This window comes from Streptomyces sp. NPDC029139 (genome assembly GCF_055564335.1).
The window spans coordinates 169,237-185,529 of sequence record NZ_JBVHWN010000002.1 but is presented as its reverse complement, the minus strand read 5'-3'; the positions used below and the strand labels follow the sequence as shown (position 1 = coordinate 185,529).

Sequence of the window (16,293 nt, the reverse complement as noted above, 5' to 3'; positions counted from 1 at the left end):
GCGCAACCGGGAACCCTCCAAACCTCGGTGGCGTCCCTCAGCCACACCGCGGCAGGCCGGGCAGCCTGCCGGCGTCCACCACCTGGATCACGGGTCGCGAGCCGGACGTCTTGGCGTTCCCCACGCTGTACGCCACGGCCAGCGCGCCGTCCCTGGCCTGCGCGTAGCCGTACGCCGGGGTGATCCGCGCGTACGAGCCCGAGCCGAGGTCCAGGGCGTAGGAGGTCTCCGGCGTGCGCCAGGTGACCAGCCGGCCGCTGACCCGCAGCTGGTCCATGCCGTCGATTGCCGGGGACGTCGTCACGACCGCCGTCGGGCGCGCGTCCCCGGTCCGCCAGACCACCAGCCGGGGCTCCGTCTCGCCCTCGACCCAGGCCCAGGTCCTGCCGTCGGAGACCACGGACCGGATGTCCCGCAGCGCGGCCAGGGGCGCGGGCAGCGCGGCGGGCCGCCCGCCGGTGCGGGAGACGGCGGCCAGCCGTGTCCCCGTCCCCGCCGATTCGCGCCACACCAGCAGTCCGCCCGCGGCGAAGGGCGCGTCCATCACCCCCGTGCGCAGGGCACGGAGGGCGCCGCCGCCGGCCGCGGCCGCGTACACGGTCGCCTTGCCTCCGCCGACCCCCTGCGCCCAGTGGACCGTGCCGTCGCGGACGACGGGCTGGGGGAGCGGGCCCGGCTTGTCCACGCGGGCGAGCCGCCGGGAGCCGCCCGTCGTGGCGTCCCAGACGTACAGGCTCCAGGGGCTGTCCAGCGTGCGACCCTCCAGGACCGCGAACGCCGCCCACCGCCGGCCGTCGAAGTCGGCCGCGAGGAGCTGGTGTTCGACGGGGTCGGCGAGGGTGAGCAGGGTGCGGGGCGCCCCGGTGCCCCGCACCAGGGCGGCCCGCCGCTGCCCGGCGCCCGTGAGCTGTACGGCGGTCCAGCCGGGGCCGGTGTCGGTGAGCACCGCCCGTTCGCCGGTCGGCACCCTCAGTTCGCCCGCCGCCAGCGCGGAGCTCCAGGCGGTCGGCAGGCGCACCTCGCAGGCGGCGGCGAGCGCGGTGGGGCGCGGTGCCGGGGCGGACGTCCGGCGAGGAGTCGGATCCGGGGCGGGCCGCGCCGACGAGCACCCCGCGACCAGGATGCCCGTCAGCAGCAGGACCAGGACCGCACGGGCGCCGGCCGGGGAGGGGGACCTACCAGACGTACCCACGGCCGCCCATGATGGTGGTGATGGTGTCGGACGAGATGCGCGCCGACTTGGGGACGGAGCCCGCCCAGGAGATGACGCCGGTGCTCACGCCGCCCACCGGGTCCAGGTAGTTGACCTGGCCGGCGGCGGTGTCCGTGTTGTACCCGTCGATCGAGACCCAGTGGAATATCTCGATGTTGGGGTGGCCGACGAGGTGCGGGCCGCCCGGTACCTCCCAGGCGTTGCCCGCTATGGCGTAGTCGTTGTCGGTGTTGTGGGTGATGTGCTGCTTGAAGTTCGCCTTGTCGGTCGCGGTCGGGGTGTACGGCAGCGCCTTCGGGACGTAACCGGCGCCCGGGAGGCGGTGGTTCAGGGCGTCGGCCATCGGGTAGCCCGTGGGGCTGGGGACGTTGATGTTGATGCCGTACCAAGCGGTCCCGTTGGAGGTGGTTCTGAGCAGGGTCGCGGCGTCCTGCTGCGACCGGCCCGCGACCTCGTCGCGCGCGGACTGGGTGATCACGAGGGTGGCCGGGCCGCACCAGTAGGAGGTCTTCTGCGACTGGTGGATTCCGCCGGAGAGCTTGTACCCGGCCAGCGGGGCGCGGGTGCGCACACCGTCGTACGTTCTGGCGGCCTCCGCCTGCTTGGCGGCGGCGAGTCTCCGCTGGGCCGGGGTGAGGCGCTGGGGGCCGAGGGTGTCGTACGCGGCCTTGTAGTCGGCTCCGGGGGCCACGGGCCCGGCGGCGACGGCCGCGGGGGCGGCCAGGGCGGTCGCGAGCAGCGCGGCGGCGGTGAGGGCCGTGGTCGTCAGGGCGGCGGTGCGGGGGAGGAAGGCTGACGCGGACATCGCACTCTCCTGTCGGAGGTGGGGGAGGAGTTCAGGGGGAGTTTGACGCGCGCACGCCAGGCTTGACAGGGGGCTCGGCGGATTGTCTCCGACCAACATTGGGCGCACCAAAGGCGCCGCTCGTGACCAGCGGCGACCTCTGTCGGCAACCCGTCCCGCCGGCTCGGTTTCCGGCCGTGCGGCGCCTTCGCGCCGTACTCCGTGGTGCGTGCCTATGAGCGGTTCCGCCCCCGAAGGGGCCGAGGTGTCCATTCGTCACTTCTACGACGGTCTCGGGGTCGACCACGAGATGATTACGCCGACCGGGGGGCGGGCGCCCCGGCGCCTGCGGAATCGGTACTCGGCGCCCGTGCGAGGCAGCCGCTACGATCCTTCGGCGCCACCGCCGGTGCCCATGACCTCCCCGACTCTCCCCCGAAGCGGTGCTTCGGATTCCGTCGCCGTCTCCGAACACGCGGAAGTTGCCTGGTCGGAGGCGAAACGGAGTGCGATCTTCCGACCTGTCCCGGCGGTGGAACGGTCTCCGGCCCCCGTTACAGTCACCGCCCATGACGACACACGACCAGCCCTCCTTCGCCGTCCACATCCCCGATGCGGAACTGGAGCCGGAGCCGCTCGACCCCGAACAGATCGTCTCCGGGACGCCCGAGGTGACCGGCAAGGTCCTCTGGGAGTCCGCCGACGGCAAGCAGGTGCGCGGCCTCTGGCAGATCACGCCCGGAGTCGTGACCGACACCGAGGCGAACGAGCTCTTCGTCGTCGTCAGCGGCCGCGCGACCGTCGCCGTCGAGGGCGGCGCCACGCTGGAGATCGGGCCCGGCGACGCGTGCGTGCTCCGGGAGGGGGACCGGACCACCTGGACGGTCCACGAGACCCTGCGGAAGGCGTATCACATCAGCCTCTAGGAAAAGGCGGGTCGGGAGTCTGGTAGGAAACTTTCCTACCAACTACCATCCCGGGCAGCGGCTTGGCGCGGCGCCCGGACCCGAGGCGTGACGCGCTCAGCGAGAGCTCTGACCCGGCCGCCGTGCACGGCCCTGCCCCCTTGCGGGGCGGTGTGCGGTGCTCCGCGCCAGTGCCCAGCTCTCGCCCCCTCTCAGGCCAGGGAGTCCAGGTATGCGCCTGTACGCCACCGCCCCACCACGCCGCACCACGACCCTCCTTCTCACCACCGTCCTGCTCCTGGTCGGCGGCCTCCTGCTCGCCCACCCCGGCCGGGCCGGAGCCGCCGCCGACCCCCTCATCTCCCGTGGCAAGCCCGCCACCTCCTCCTCCGTGGAGGACTCCACCTTCGTCCCCGCCAAGGCGTTCGACGGCGACCCGGCCACCCGCTGGGCCAGCGCCGAGGGCTCCGATCCGCAGTGGATCAAGGTCGACCTCGGCTCCACCGCCGCCGTCTCGCGCGTACGGCTCTCCTGGGAGGTCGCCTACGCCAAGGCGTACCGCGTGGAGATCTCGGCCGACAACGCCACCTGGACCCGGCTCGCCACCGAGACCGCCGGCAACGGCGGCACGGACGAATGGACCGGACTCACCGGCAAAGGCCGCTTCCTGCGCGTCTACGGGACCGCGCGCGGCACCTCGTACGGCTACTCCCTCTACGAAGTAGAGGTCTACGGCACCGTCGACACCGGGCCCCCGTCCACCGACGCCTTCACCGTCGTCGCGGCCGGCGACATCGCCGCCCAGTGCACGGCCTCCAGCAGTTCCTGCGCCCACCCCAGGACCGCCGCCCAGGCTCAGCGGATCAACCCGAAGTTCTATCTGACGATGGGCGACAACCAGTACGACGACGCCCTCCTCTCCGATTTCCGCGCTTACTACGACAAGACCTGGGGCGCCTTCAAGGACAGGACGCGTCCCGTCCCCGGGAACCACGAGACCTACGACCCGGCCGGCCCGCTGGCCGGCTACAAGGCGTACTTCGGGGCCATCGCCTACCCCCAGGGCAAGCCGTACTACAGCTACGACGAGGGCAACTGGCACTTCGTCGCCCTCGACTCCAACTCCTTCGACGACCCCGCCCAGATCCAGTGGCTCAAGGACGACCTCGCCCGGAACACCAAGGGCTGCGTGGCCGCCTACTTCCACCACCCGCTGTACTCCTCCGGCGGCCACGGCAACGACCCCGTCTCCAAGCCCGTCTGGCAGATCCTCTACGCGGCCAGGGCCGACCTCGTCCTCAACGGCCACGACCACCACTACGAGCGGTTCGCCCCGCAGGACCCCTCGGGCCGTGCCACCCCCGACGGCATCGTCGAGATCGTCGGCGGCATGGGCGGAGCCGAGCCGTACCCGATCGAGACCGTCCAGCCCCACAGCCAGAAGCGCATCAGCGGCACCTACGGTGTCCTGAAGCTGGACTTCACCGACACGACGTACACCTGGCAGTACGTCGCCACCGACGGCCAGGTCAAGGACTCCGGCCCGACCTACTCCTGCCACTGATGTACCTGGCGACCACCGGTCGCCCGGACGCGCCGCCGCCTCGCTCCTCAGGGACGCGGCGGCGCGTCTCCGGCACCGTCCTCGCGCTCGGCACGGTCAGCCTGGTCACCGACGTCTCCTCGGAGATGGTGACGGCCGTGCTGCCCCTGTACCTCGTCGTCGGACTCGGCCTCACACCGCTCCAGTTCGGCTTCCTGGACGGCCTGTTCAACGGCGCCACCGCCCTCGTACGGCTCCTCGGCGGACACGCGGCCGACCGCGGCGGCCGCCACAAACGCGTCGCCGGAATCGGCTACGCCCTGTCCGCCTGTTCCCGCCTCGGTCTGCTGCTGGCCGGCGCCGCGACCGGCTGGATCGCGGCGGCGCTCGCGGGCGACCGGCTCGGCAAAGGCATCCGTACCGCCCCGCGCGACGCCCTGATCACCTTCGGCAGCCCACCGGAGGACCTGGGCCGCGCCTTCGGCGTGCACAGGGCGATGGACACGACCGGCGCCCTGCTCGGCCCGCTGGCGGCGTTCGCGCTGCTGTGGGCGACGGCGGACGCGTACGACGCGGTGTTCGTCGTGAGCTTCTGCACCGGAGTGCTCGGCGTGCTGCTCCTGGTGGTGCTCGTGCCCGGCGGACAGGCGGCCCGCCCCGCTACGGGCGACGGCGCCCGCCCCCGGGCGCGCACCCTGCTCGCCCCGCTGCGATCTCCCGCGTACCGGCGGATCCTCGGCGCCACCGCGCTCCTCGGAGCCGTCACCGTGGGAGACGCGTTCGTCTATCTGCTGCTCCAGCGGCGACTCGACCTGGCCGTCACCTGGTTCCCGTTCCTGCCGCTGGGCGCCGCCGCCGGCTATCTGCTGCTCGCGGTCCCCGCCGGACGGCTCGCCGACCGGATCGGACGCCGCAAGCCCTTCCTGTACGGGCACGGGGCCCTGCTCCTCGCGTACGCCCTGCTGCTCGCCCCCCGCCCCGGGCCGCTCCTCCTCGGGCTCGTCCTCGGGATGCTCGGGGTCTTCTACGCCGCCACCGACGGGGTCCTGATGGCGCTGACCGGCCCTCTCCTGCCGGCCGGCCGCCGGGCGAGCGGACTCGCGCTCGTGCAGACCGTCCAGGCCCTGGCCCGACTGGTCGCGGCCACCGGATTCGGCGCGGCCTGGACGCTGTGGGGGCCGACTGCCGCCCTCGTCCTGGCCCTCACGGGGCTCGCGGCCGCCCTCGGAGGGGCCTGGCGCCTGCTGCCGGAAACACCGGCTCCCGTCACCGCTCCCGGTTCCGCCGTCGATCCAGATCGCGAAGGGTCTTCGTCATGACCACCCGTGCGCGCCTCTGTGTGCTCGTCCTCGCCGTCCTCCTGCTCGGCGGCGGAGCCACCGCCTACACCCTCCGCGCCGCCGAGCGGACCGTCACGTCGGGAGGCGCCCCGGGTCTCGTCCTCGACCCGGCTCCCGGCCACCTCTACGTCCGCGACACCGCGAGCGGGCGCGTCGGCCGCCGGAGCGTGGACGCACCGGAAGCCGGTACGACCGGCGGGCCGCTCTGCGACCGCTTCCACGCCGCCGGCCCCACCGCGCTGTGCCTGCGGCGACGGCCGGGCGTGCCCGCCCGCTCGTACGCGCTCGTGCTCGACCGGCGACTGGGCGAACTGCGCCGGATCGCGCTGCCCGGCATCCCCAACCGCGCCCGCGTCTCGGCCTCGGGGCACATGCTCTCCTGGACGCTGTTCGCCACGGGCGACTCGTACGCCGCCTCCGCGTTCTCGACCCGGACCTCGATCCTCGACCTGCGCACCGGCTATCTCGTGAAGAACATGGAGCAGATCCCGCTCACCCTCCACGGCCGCCGGTACCACGCCCCGGACGTCAACTACTGGGGCGTCACCTTCGCCCGGGACGACAACCGCTTCTACGCCACCGTCGCGACCAAGGGGCGCACCTACCTCGTCGAGGGCGACATGAGGAAGTGGTCCGCGAGGGCACTGCGGGAGAACGTCGAATGCCCGTCCCTGTCACCGGACAACACCCGGATCGCCTTCAAGAAGAAGGTCTCCGACGATCCGAAGGCGCCCTGGCGGCTGCACGTCCTCGATCTGCGGACCCTGAGCGAGCATCCGGTCGCCGAGCGCCGGAGCATCGACGACCAGGTGGTATGGACGGACGACGCGACCCTCGCGTACGCCCACGAAGGTGCGGTGTGGGGCGTGCCGGCCGACGGCACGGGCGAGGCACGGCTGCTGGCACGCGGGGCCACGTCACCGACGGTCCTGCGCTGAGGCGCCCAGGGGATGGGACATCGGATCAGGGATGTCGGATCCAATATCCGACATCCCTGCTCCGCCCGGACCCGACAGCCGACAGCCGACACCGCAGAGGGTCAGGCGGGCCGCAGCGATCCCCGCACCGCCAGCGCGGCCATCGGCAGGAGCAGGCACGCGCCCACCAGGTTCAGCCAGCCGTAGCCCGCCTGGGAGACGATCAGTCCCGCCGCGAGGCCGCCGACGCCGGCCGCGGTGTTCATGGTGAAGTCCGACAGGCCCTGGACCGCCGCCCTGGCGGCCTGCGGAACCGAGTCCGTCAGCAGTGCGGAGCCCGACACCAGGCCCGCCGACCAGCCGAGCCCCAGCACGAACAGACCGGCCGCGGTCTGCCCGTGGCTCGCCCCCGCCGTGCCCGCGAGCAGCGCCGCGACCGCCAGGAGCCCGACGGCCAGGCCGATCACCGAGAGCCGGCCCAGCCGGTCCGACAGCCAGCCCATCACGGGCGAGAAGGCGTACATGCCGGCGATGTGCCCGCTGATGACCAGCCCGATGAGCTGGATGCCCGCTCCGTGATGGCTCAACGCGACCGGGGTCATCGACATGATCGAGACCATCGCGGTGTGGGACACGGCCACGGTCACCAGGGCGAGACGGGCGCGGGAGGACTTCCGTACCGCCCGCATCCCCGCCCGGAGGGAGCGCCCCTCGGCCCCCTGGTTCTCCTCGGGGCCCGACAGGACACGGGCCGTCAGCAGCGGGTCGGGGCGCAGCAGCAGCGCCACCACGGCCGCGGAGAGCAGGAACACCCCGGCCGCCCAGACGAACGGCCCGGCCGTCGCCGGGATGCCGAGACCCGCCACGCTCGCGCCGGCCGGGGCGGCGACGTTGGGCCCGAGGACCGCGCCGATCGTAGTCGCCCACACCACCGTGGAGATGGCCCGCCCCCGGCGGTCCGGCTCGGCCAGGTCCGCGGCCGCGAACCGGGCGGCGAGGTTGGCGGAGGACCCGGCGCCGAACCCGACCAGCCCCGCGAGGAGCAGCGGGAAGCTGTCGACGACCGCCCCGAGGACCACGACCCCGGCACCCAGCGCTCCCAGCAGATAGGCGAGCACGAGTCCGGGCCGCCGCCCACGGGAGCCCATCAGGGACGCCAGCGGCATGGCGAGCAGCGCGGGACCGGCGACCATGGCCGTCGAGGCGAGGCCCGACAGCGCCTCCGTACCGCTGACGTCCTTGGCCAGGACCGCGGCGAGAGCGACGCCGATGGCGATACCGAGCCCACCGAGGATCTGGCTGACGATCAGCACGGCTTGGATGCGTCGCCGCAGCGCCGGGAGCTCGCCGGCGGTGACAGCGGTGGGTATCTCCGCCGGAGCGGTGGCGTCAGGGGCGCTGGGGGTGTGGGTCACTTACGTGAGTGTGCCAGCCGTCCCACCGGATGGGAACGCCCACGGGCCCGTACCCCGAGGGCACCTGCCGAGTGCCCTCAGAAGAGCGGCTGGGGCAGCACGCCCTCCAGCGCCAAGAGGATCCGCTTGGTCTGCAGACCGCCACCGAAACCGCCGATCCCGCCGTCGCTCTCCACCACCCGGTGGCACGGAACGACCACCGGCAGGGGATTGGCGCCCATGGCCGCCCCCACCGCCTGGGCCGCGCCAGGCTGCCCCACCCGCCGTGCGAGGTCCCCGTACCCCACGACCGTCCCGAACGGCACTCCCTCCGCCAGCTCGCGCAGCACCTGACGGTTGAACCCGGTCGTCAGCGTCCAGTCGAAGGCGAGGTCGAAGGCCCGGCGCCCGCCCGCGAAGTACTCACCGAGCTGACGCACCGGCTCGGCGAGACGGCCCGAGTCGCTCCGCACCGGCTCCGCGCCGAGCCGCTCCGCCAGGCGTCCGAGCGCCGCCTCCCGTACCGCCCCGTCGGCGTGGAAGACCACGCTCACGAGGCCGCGGTCGGTCGCCGCGAGCAGCAGCGGGCCGATGTCGCTCGCCACGACCGTCCATTCCACCGTGGAGTCCATGGAGATCACGGTACGACCACCCACCGACATCGCGGCCATCGCCGACATCGCGGCCATCGCCGTCGTCGCGGCGGCCCGGTCTCGGTCCGGTCTCGGCTCGGTCTCGCCGAGGCCAAATCCCGGACCGCATGGTCGTGCGCCCCGCCGCGCGCCATAATCTCGCCCGACAGGACTACTCAGCGGTACCGACTGTTTTCGGACGACGTTGCACCACGGGTGGAGGGCACACGCTCATGCAGGGCACGGTCGACGGATTCAGCTACGGTCTCGTCACCCCGGTCGCCGCCTACCTCATGGCCTGCCTCGGCAGCGCCCTGGGCCTTCGCTGCACCATCAGATCGCTGCGCCACCGCGACACCTTCAAGGCGGGCTGGCTGGCCCTGGGGGCCACCTCGATAGGCACGGGCATCTGGACGATGCACTTCATCGCGATGATGGGCTTCTCCGTGCACCAGGCACCCATCAGTTACGACCGGCCCCTCACCTTCGCCAGCCTGGGCGTCGCCGTCGTGATGGTCGGCATCGGCATCTTCATCGTCGGATACCGCGGGGCGACCCCGCTCGCCCTGGTCACCGGCGGCACCATCACCGGCCTCGGCATCGCCACCATGCACTACCTCGGCATGGCCGGCATGCGCCTCCAGGGGCGCATCGAGTACGACACCCTCACCGTCGCCCTCTCCGTGGTGATCGCCGTCGTCGCCGCCACCACCGCCCTCTGGGCGGCCGTCTCCGTACACGGATTTCTGGCCAGCCTCGGCGCGAGCCTCGTGATGGGCCTCGCGGTCAGTGGTATGCACTACACCGCCATGGCGGCCGTCAACGTCCACCTGCACGGCGACGGGGCCGCCGCCGTCGGCTCCGGCGACTCCGCCACCTCGCTGCTCCTGCCCATGCTGATCGGGCCCGCCGTCTTCCTCCTGCTGGCCGCCGTCGTCGTCATGTTCGACCCGCTTCTCGTGATGGGCGACCCGGACTGGCAGCGCCCCGCCGCCCAGAGCACGCACCGATCCGGCATCCCCACGCCGCGCCGGGCCCCCGCCTACGGCGAGCCCGCGAACTGGTCGGCCCGGCAGCCCTCCGGCCGCGCCGGTCGCCGGGCGGCGAGCCGGGGCGGCCACCGCTCCCAGGACTGGTGAGGGGCGGGCCGCCCGGCGGCCGGTGAGCCGTTCACGGCCCGTCTGTCAGTGGGGGGTCGTACGGTGGTTGCATGCGGCCCGTTTCCAAGATCGAACGTACGGTGGCGCCTTTCGAGGTCGTCAGTCCCTACCAGCCCAGCGGCGACCAGCCCACGGCCATCGCCGACCTCGAGCGGCGCATCCGCGCGGGCGAGAAGGACGTCGTCCTCCTCGGCGCCACCGGCACCGGCAAGTCGGCGACCACCGCCTGGATGATCGAGAAGCTGCAGCGCCCCACGCTGGTGATGGCGCCGAACAAGACGCTGGCCGCCCAGCTGGCGAACGAGTTCCGCGAGCTCCTGCCGAACAACGCGGTCGAGTACTTCGTCTCGTACTACGACTACTACCAGCCCGAGGCGTACGTCCCGCAGTCGGACACCTACATCGAGAAGGACTCCTCGATCAACGAGGAGGTCGAGCGGCTGCGCCACTCCGCGACCAACTCCCTGCTCACCCGGCGCGACGTCGTCGTGGTCGCCTCCGTCTCCTGCATCTACGGCCTGGGGACGCCGCAGGAGTACGTGGACCGGATGGTCCCGCTCAAGGTCGGCGAGGAGATCGACCGGGACCAGCTGCTGCGCCGCTTCGTCGACATCCAGTACACCCGTAACGACGTGGCCTTCGCCCGCGGCACCTTCCGGGTCCGCGGCGACACCATCGAGATCTTCCCGGTCTACGAGGAGCTCGCCGTCCGCATCGAGATGTTCGGTGACGAGATCGAGGCGCTCTCCACGCTCCACCCCCTCACCGGCGAGGTCATCAGCGAGGACCGCGAGCTGTACGTCTTCCCCGCCAGCCACTACGTGGCGGGTCCGGAGCGCATGGAGAAGGCGATCAACGGCATCGAGCGCGAGCTCGAGAGCCGGCTCGCCGAGCTGGACAAGCAGGGCAAGATGCTGGAGTCCCAGCGCCTGCGGATGCGCACCACGTACGACATCGAGATGATGCGCCAGATCGGCTCCTGCTCGGGCATCGAGAACTACTCGATGCACTTCGACGACCGCGAGCCCGGCTCCGCCCCCAACACGCTCCTCGACTACTTCCCCGAGGACTTCCTCCTCGTCATCGACGAGTCGCACGTCACCGTCCCGCAGATCGGCGCGATGTACGAGGGTGACGCCTCCCGCAAGCGGACCCTGGTCGACCACGGCTTCCGGCTGCCCTCCGCCCTGGACAACCGCCCGCTGAAGTGGGAGGAGTTCCAGCAGCGGATCGGCCAGACCGTGTACCTCTCCGCCACCCCCGGCACGTACGAGCTGTCGCGCGGCGACGGTTTCGTCGAGCAGATCATCCGCCCCACCGGCCTCGTCGACCCCCAGGTCGTCGTCAAGCCGACCGAGGGGCAGATCGACGACCTGGTCCACGAGATCCGGCTGCGCACCGAGAAGGACGAGCGGGTGCTGGTCACCACGCTCACGAAGAAGATGGCCGAGGACCTCACCGAGTACTTCCTGGAGCTCGGCATCCAGGTCCGCTATCTGCACAGCGACGTCGACACCCTGCGCCGGATCGAGCTGCTGCGCGAGCTGCGGGCCGGCGAGTACGACGTCCTGGTCGGCATCAACCTGCTCCGCGAGGGCCTGGACCTGCCCGAGGTCTCCCTCGTCGCCATCCTCGACGCCGACAAGCAGGGCTTCCTGCGCTCCGGCACCTCCCTGATCCAGACGATCGGCCGCGCGGCGCGCAACGTCTCCGGGCAGGTCCACATGTACGCGGACACGATCACGCCCGCGATGGAGAAGGCGATCGACGAGACCAACCGGCGCCGCGAGAAGCAGATCGCGTACAACACGGCCCACGGCATCGACCCGCAGCCGCTGCGCAAGAAGATCAACGACATCGTCGCCACCATCGCGCGCGAGGAGGTCGACACCGAGCAGCTCCTCGGCAGCGGCTACCGGCAGGCGAAGGACGGCAAGGGCGCCAAGGCGCCCGTGCCCTCCCTCGCCGCGCACTCCACCAAGGGCAAGGGGAAGGCCGGCAAGGCGGGCGCCGTCGATCTCGGCGACCGGCCGGCCACCGAACTCGCCGCGATCATCGAGGAGATGACCGACCGGATGCGAGCCGCGGCGGCGGAGCTCCAGTTCGAGGTGGCCGCCCGGCTGCGTGACGAAGTGGGAGAGCTGAAGAAGGAGTTGCGCCAGATGAAGGAGGCGGGAATCGCCTGACGGCGGCGGTCCCCGGATCCGCCGGGTGTGTTGCAAGACCGACACAAAACGCGACCGCGTCTGCTGCGTTGTCGGTGCCCCTGCGTAGGGTGCTGCACAACCGCACGCACACCAGAGACGGCCGCGGGGAACGACGGAGAGGGGACAGCGCGTGACGGTCAACATGACCAAGGGTCAGGCCATCAACCTGGAGAAGCAGGGCGGGGGCACGCTCACCTCGGTACGGATGGGGCTCGGCTGGCAGGCGGCTCCGCGCCGTGGCCTGTTCGGCTCGCGCACCCGCGAGGTCGATCTCGACGCCTCCGCGGTGCTCTTCGCCGACAAGCAGCCGGTGGACGTGGTCTTCTTCCGTCACCTGGTCAGTGACGACGGCTCCGTCCGGCACACCGGTGACAACCTGGTGGGCGGCGCCGGCCAGGGCGGCGACGACGAGTCGATCCTGGTCGACCTCCAGCGCGTCCCCGTCCACATCGACCAGATCGTCTTCACGGTGAACTCCTTCACCGGACAGACGTTCCAGGAGGTGCAGAACGCGTTCTGCCGGATCGTCGACGAGACCAACGGCCAGGAGCTCGCGCGCTACACCCTGGACGGCGGCGGCCAGTACACCGCGCAGATCATGGCGAAGGTGCACCGGGCCGGTTCCGGCTGGCAGATGACCGCCCTGGGCAACCCGGCCAACGGCCGGACGTTCCAGGACCTCATGCCCGCGATCCTGCCGCAGCTGTAGGACGGCACCGCAGGCGCACCCACAGCTCCCGGAGGCAGCAGGCCGCCGGGAGCTGTCCCACATGATCCGCCATGGATCATCCGTGAATCAGTCACGAAACAGCCATGATCCGCCCGCGATGCGCACGGAACGAAGCCGAGGGGACAGAGTCGATGACGGCCGAGCTGGTCCGGGGGCAGAACCACCCCCTCCCCGACACCCGACTGGAGATCCGGGTCTCGGCCGGCCATCCGGTCGTCGCCGGAGCCACCCTCGCCGACGAACGGGGCACCGTCCCCGGCGTCGAGTGGATCGCCCACCCCGGCTCGCCCTCGCTGCCCGGCGTCGAGGTCTCCCAGCAGGCCGCCGCCGACCACCGTCTCGCCGTCGACCTGGAAGCGGTCCCGGCCGCCGTGCACCGCGTCTCTGTCCTCCTCGCGCTTCCCGTCGGCGTCGGCGGCCCGACCCGCTTCGGTGCCCTCCCCGCTCCCTTCGTCGCCGTCACGGGCCTCGACGGCACCGAGATCGCCGGGTACACGGTCACCGGACTCGACAGGGAGTCCGCCGTCGTCGCCCTGGAGCTGTACCGCCGCCAGGGCGCCTGGAAGGTCCGCGCCATGGGCCAGGGATACGAGGGCGGCCTGGCCGCCATGCTCGGCGACCAGGGTCTCGAGCGCCCCGCCGACCTGGCCGCGTCGATCCTCGAGGCCGTGGCCCGCGGGCTGGCGCGCTCGGTCTCCTCGCCGCCTCCGCGCGTCCCCGAGACGGAGCGGGTGCGCCACACGGCGCCGACGACCGCCGCCGATCAGGCGTCCGGACCCGAGCCGGCCCGCGCGCCCGACCCGGCCCGCGCGCCCGAGCCGACCCGAACGCCCGAGCCGGCGCCCGGACCCGACCCCGCGCCGACCGTGCCGGTGACACCGCCGCCCGCTCCCGCGGCGGGCACCGGAGGGCCGATCAGCTACGCCCACCCCCGTCGCCGGACCCCCGACCCCGAGCCGCGGCAGGCGCCTCCCGTTCCCGTCGCGGGCGACGCAAGCGGCTGGTCCATGGAGGAGCGGCTCTACAACCAGGTGTGGGGCATGTTCGAGGACCTGGCGCGCAGCACCGCCGCGTACCGCAGCGCCTGCGACTTCGCCGAATCCCGCCTCGACCAGGAACTCGACCGCGCGCTCTCCGACCCGCGCAGCCGCATCGGCGGCGCGGGGGACGCCGCCCGCGAGGCCGCGCGCGCCAAGCACGACGAGCTCACGGCGCGCGCTCAGGAGGCCCTCGACCGGGACCTCGCCCAGCTCGCCGCCGAATCCGAGGTCGTCGAACCGGCGCTGCCCGCCGCCTTCGCCCGCTGGGACAACCCCGTCTGGCAGGCCTACCGTGTCCCCATGGAGGTGCCGATGGCGGTGCGCCTGGGCGACCTCCATCTGCCCGAGCGCACCGACCTGCGCATCCCGATGCTGGTCCGGCTCCCGCTGGAGCGCGGCCTGTGGGTGGACAGCGGCCGGGGGCGTTCCGAGGCGGCGGGGCTCCTGGACGAGGCCGAGCTGCGCCGGCTCGCCATGGACACGGCGGTCGCCCACGCGGCCCGGCTCCTCGCCGTGTACCCGTCCGGTGAGATCGCCGTCCATGTCGTCGACCCGGCGGGTTCGGGAGCCGCCGCGCTCGCCCCGCTCGTCGAGGCGGGCGTCCTGGCCGGGCCGCCGGCCTCCGGGGCGGCCGGGGTCTCCGCGGTCCTCGCGCGGCTGACCGAGCGCGTGGACCTGGTCCAGATGGCGCTGCGCGCGGGCGCCCCCGACGCCCTGCCGCCCGGCATGGACACCGCCGAGCAGCTGCTGATCGTGCACGACTTCCCGCACGGTTTCGACGACCGGGCGGTCACCCAGCTCCGCTACCTGGCGGACGAGGGACCGGCCGTCGGGGTGCACCTCATGATGGTCGCGGACCGCGAGGACGCCTCCGCGTACGGTCCGGTGCTCGATCCGCTGTGGCGTTCGCTGCTGCGGATCACCCCCGTGGCGGACGACCACCTCGCCGATCCGTGGGTCGGCCACGCTTGGACGTACGAGCCGCCCCGCTTCCCGCCGGGCAGCGGGGTGCTCCGTCAGGTCCTCGCCCAGGTGGCCGAGGCCCGGCGCCAGTGGGGCCGCTGACCTGCCCACTTGGGGTCTCTTTACCCTGGCCTTTACCTTCTCTTGGTTTTTCGGGTAGTCTTCTCGGTGCGGAGGGGAGTACTCCCCATGTGCGGCGTTCCCGTCAATACGGACGGACCCAGAGCGGTTCGATCCCGGGGCGTCGGCCCGACCCGTCACATGCGTGACCCGGGTGGAAGAGACCTCCGGCAGCGACGACGCTGATCAGTAGCCGTACGACGCCGGAGGCGCAGTGGACGTTTCAATGACCCTGTGGGTGCTGACCATTCTCGGTCTGTCCGCCCTGATCGCTATCGACTTCTTCATCGGGCGCAAGCCCCATGACGTGTCGATCAAGGAAGCCGGTACCTGGTCGATCGTCTGGATCGTCCTCGCCGTGCTCTTCGGCCTGGGACTGCTGTTCTTCGGCAACAGCCAGGCGTCCGGCGAGTTCTTCGCCGGGTTCATCACCGAGAAGTCGCTCAGCGTCGACAACCTCTTCGTCTTCGTCCTGATCATGGCGAAGTTCTCGGTGCCCTCCCACCTCCAGCAGCGCGTGCTGCTGATCGGTGTGCTGATCGCCCTCGTCCTGCGCGCGATCTTCATCGCCGCCGGCGCCGCGATCATCGCCAGCTTTTCGTGGGTCTTCTACATCTTCGGCGCGTTCCTGATCTACACCGCCTGGAAGCTCATCCAGGAGGCGCGCTCAGACGACGAGGAGGACGAGTTCGAGGAGAACCGTCTCCTCAAGACCATCGAGAAGAAGTTCGGCGTCGCGGACAAGTACCACGGCACGAAGCTCTTCATCAAGGTCAACGGCAAGCGGGTGCTGACGCCGCTGATGGTCGTCATGCTCGCCATCGGCACCACCGACGTGCTCTTCGCCCTCGACTCGATCCCGGCGATCTTCGGCCTGACCCAGGACCCGTACATCGTCTTCACCGCCAACGCCTTCGCCCTGATGGGTCTGCGTCAGCTGTACTTCCTGATCGGCGGCCTGCTCAAGAAGCTGGTCCACCTCAGCTACGGCCTGTCGGTGATCCTCGGCTTCATCGGTGTGAAGCTGGTGCTGCACGCCCTGCACGAGTCCGGGGTGCACGTCCCCGAGATCTCCATCCCCGTCTCGCTCGCGGTCATCTGCGGTGTCCTGGTCATCACCACGATCACCAGCCTCATCGCCTCCAAGAAGCAGGCCGAGCGCGAGGCCGCGGAGTCCGCGGCCGCCGAGCGTCCCGCGGCGGAGGCCGGCGAGTCCGAGAAGGACAGCGTCGACGCCTGACGGCGTACGTCACGGTAGGAACGCACCGCGGCCGGTGCGGGCGGCTCATCACCGCCCGCACCGGCCGCGTCGCGTTCGCCGCGGGGCCCGCCCTGCGGTCGGACG

Annotated in this window: 13 protein-coding genes; 9 read left to right on the top strand and 4 right to left on the bottom strand. The window is 72.0% G+C overall.

All coding sequences use genetic code 11. The features are described from left to right. Nucleotides 1-37 precede the first annotated feature (37 nt). A complete protein-coding gene (locus ACZ4VW_RS04960; protein WP_467958504.1) occupies nucleotides 38-1,192 on the bottom strand; it encodes a hypothetical protein in 1,155 nt (384 codons plus the stop codon). Then, entirely contained in the window at nucleotides 1,176-2,018 is an 843-nt protein-coding gene (locus ACZ4VW_RS04955) for a hypothetical protein (protein WP_467958502.1), read from the bottom strand. The genes ACZ4VW_RS04960 and ACZ4VW_RS04955 overlap by 17 nt, the downstream gene beginning before the upstream one ends. A gap of 548 nt (nucleotides 2,019-2,566) precedes the next feature. Here ACZ4VW_RS04955 and ACZ4VW_RS04950 point away from each other — a divergent pair. The 4 genes from ACZ4VW_RS04950 (at nucleotide 2,567) to ACZ4VW_RS04935 (ending at nucleotide 6,723) form a co-directional block, all read left to right on the top strand. Next, nucleotides 2,567-2,923 (top strand): cupin domain-containing protein, encoded by a 357-nt coding sequence (locus tag ACZ4VW_RS04950; protein ID WP_467958500.1) that lies wholly within the window; start codon nucleotides 2,567-2,569, stop codon nucleotides 2,921-2,923. A gap of 211 nt (nucleotides 2,924-3,134) precedes the next feature. Continuing rightward, complete coding sequence (locus ACZ4VW_RS04945; RefSeq protein WP_467958498.1) at nucleotides 3,135-4,466, top strand: discoidin domain-containing protein; 1,332 nt, start codon at nucleotides 3,135-3,137, stop codon at nucleotides 4,464-4,466. Beyond that, the gene (locus tag ACZ4VW_RS04940; protein WP_467958496.1) at nucleotides 4,466-5,764 is read left to right on the top strand and encodes an MFS transporter; all 1,299 of its coding nucleotides are present in this window, start codon (nucleotides 4,466-4,468) and stop codon (nucleotides 5,762-5,764) included. The genes ACZ4VW_RS04945 and ACZ4VW_RS04940 overlap by 1 nt, the downstream gene beginning before the upstream one ends. Next, nucleotides 5,761-6,723, top strand: coding sequence for a TolB-like translocation protein (locus tag ACZ4VW_RS04935; protein WP_467958494.1), 963 nt, complete (start codon nucleotides 5,761-5,763; stop codon nucleotides 6,721-6,723). Before ACZ4VW_RS04940 ends, ACZ4VW_RS04935 begins: the two co-directional genes overlap by 4 nt. Before the next feature lie 101 nt (nucleotides 6,724-6,824). On the opposite strand, the gene ACZ4VW_RS04930 is transcribed toward ACZ4VW_RS04935, so the two are convergent. Further along, nucleotides 6,825-8,117, bottom strand: coding sequence for an MFS transporter (locus tag ACZ4VW_RS04930; protein ID WP_467958492.1), 1,293 nt, complete (start codon nucleotides 8,115-8,117; stop codon nucleotides 6,825-6,827). Nucleotides 8,118-8,194: 77 nt separating this feature from the next. Next, nucleotides 8,195-8,728, bottom strand: a complete 534-nt coding sequence (locus tag ACZ4VW_RS04925; RefSeq protein WP_467958490.1) for a methylated-DNA--[protein]-cysteine S-methyltransferase — start codon at nucleotides 8,726-8,728, stop codon at nucleotides 8,195-8,197. 233 nt (nucleotides 8,729-8,961) lie between these two features. Between ACZ4VW_RS04925 and ACZ4VW_RS04920 the strand changes: the two genes are divergently transcribed. From ACZ4VW_RS04920 to ACZ4VW_RS04900, 5 genes are all read left to right on the top strand, one after another. After that, the gene (locus tag ACZ4VW_RS04920; protein WP_467958488.1) at nucleotides 8,962-9,867 is read left to right on the top strand and encodes an MHYT domain-containing protein; all 906 of its coding nucleotides are present in this window, start codon (nucleotides 8,962-8,964) and stop codon (nucleotides 9,865-9,867) included. Between the two features lie 71 nt (nucleotides 9,868-9,938). Beyond that, complete coding sequence (gene uvrB, locus ACZ4VW_RS04915) at nucleotides 9,939-12,074, top strand: excinuclease ABC subunit UvrB (RefSeq protein ID WP_467958486.1); 2,136 nt, start codon at nucleotides 9,939-9,941, stop codon at nucleotides 12,072-12,074. Between the two features lie 151 nt (nucleotides 12,075-12,225). Continuing rightward, on the top strand, nucleotides 12,226-12,804 hold the full coding sequence (locus tag ACZ4VW_RS04910; protein ID WP_467958485.1) for a TerD family protein: 579 nt from the start codon (nucleotides 12,226-12,228) through the stop codon (nucleotides 12,802-12,804). 152 nt (nucleotides 12,805-12,956) lie between these two features. Next, complete coding sequence (locus tag ACZ4VW_RS04905; protein ID WP_467958483.1) at nucleotides 12,957-14,930, top strand: TerD family protein; 1,974 nt, start codon at nucleotides 12,957-12,959, stop codon at nucleotides 14,928-14,930. A 232-nt stretch (nucleotides 14,931-15,162) separates the two neighbouring features. Beyond that, complete coding sequence (locus ACZ4VW_RS04900; protein ID WP_467958481.1) at nucleotides 15,163-16,188, top strand: TerC/Alx family metal homeostasis membrane protein; 1,026 nt, start codon at nucleotides 15,163-15,165, stop codon at nucleotides 16,186-16,188. Nucleotides 16,189-16,293 lie beyond the last annotated feature (105 nt).

What these genes read in the sequence shown, in the direction of transcription:
- ACZ4VW_RS04955 (WP_467958502.1), bottom strand. Translation starts at nt 2,018, where the DNA reads ATGTCCGCGTCAGCCTTCCTCCCCCGCACCGCCGCCCTGACGACCACG.
- ACZ4VW_RS04950 (WP_467958500.1), top strand. Translation starts at nt 2,567, where the DNA reads ATGACGACACACGACCAGCCCTCCTTCGCCGTCCACATCCCCGATGCG.
- ACZ4VW_RS04945 (WP_467958498.1), top strand. Translation starts at nt 3,135, where the DNA reads ATGCGCCTGTACGCCACCGCCCCACCACGCCGCACCACGACCCTCCTT.
- ACZ4VW_RS04940 (WP_467958496.1), top strand. Translation starts at nt 4,466, where the DNA reads ATGTACCTGGCGACCACCGGTCGCCCGGACGCGCCGCCGCCTCGCTCC.
- ACZ4VW_RS04935 (WP_467958494.1), top strand. Translation starts at nt 5,761, where the DNA reads ATGACCACCCGTGCGCGCCTCTGTGTGCTCGTCCTCGCCGTCCTCCTG.
- ACZ4VW_RS04925 (WP_467958490.1), bottom strand. Translation starts at nt 8,728, where the DNA reads ATGGACTCCACGGTGGAATGGACGGTCGTGGCGAGCGACATCGGCCCG.
- ACZ4VW_RS04920 (WP_467958488.1), top strand. Translation starts at nt 8,962, where the DNA reads ATGCAGGGCACGGTCGACGGATTCAGCTACGGTCTCGTCACCCCGGTC.
- uvrB (WP_467958486.1), top strand. Translation starts at nt 9,939, where the DNA reads ATGCGGCCCGTTTCCAAGATCGAACGTACGGTGGCGCCTTTCGAGGTC.
- ACZ4VW_RS04905 (WP_467958483.1), top strand. Translation starts at nt 12,957, where the DNA reads ATGACGGCCGAGCTGGTCCGGGGGCAGAACCACCCCCTCCCCGACACC.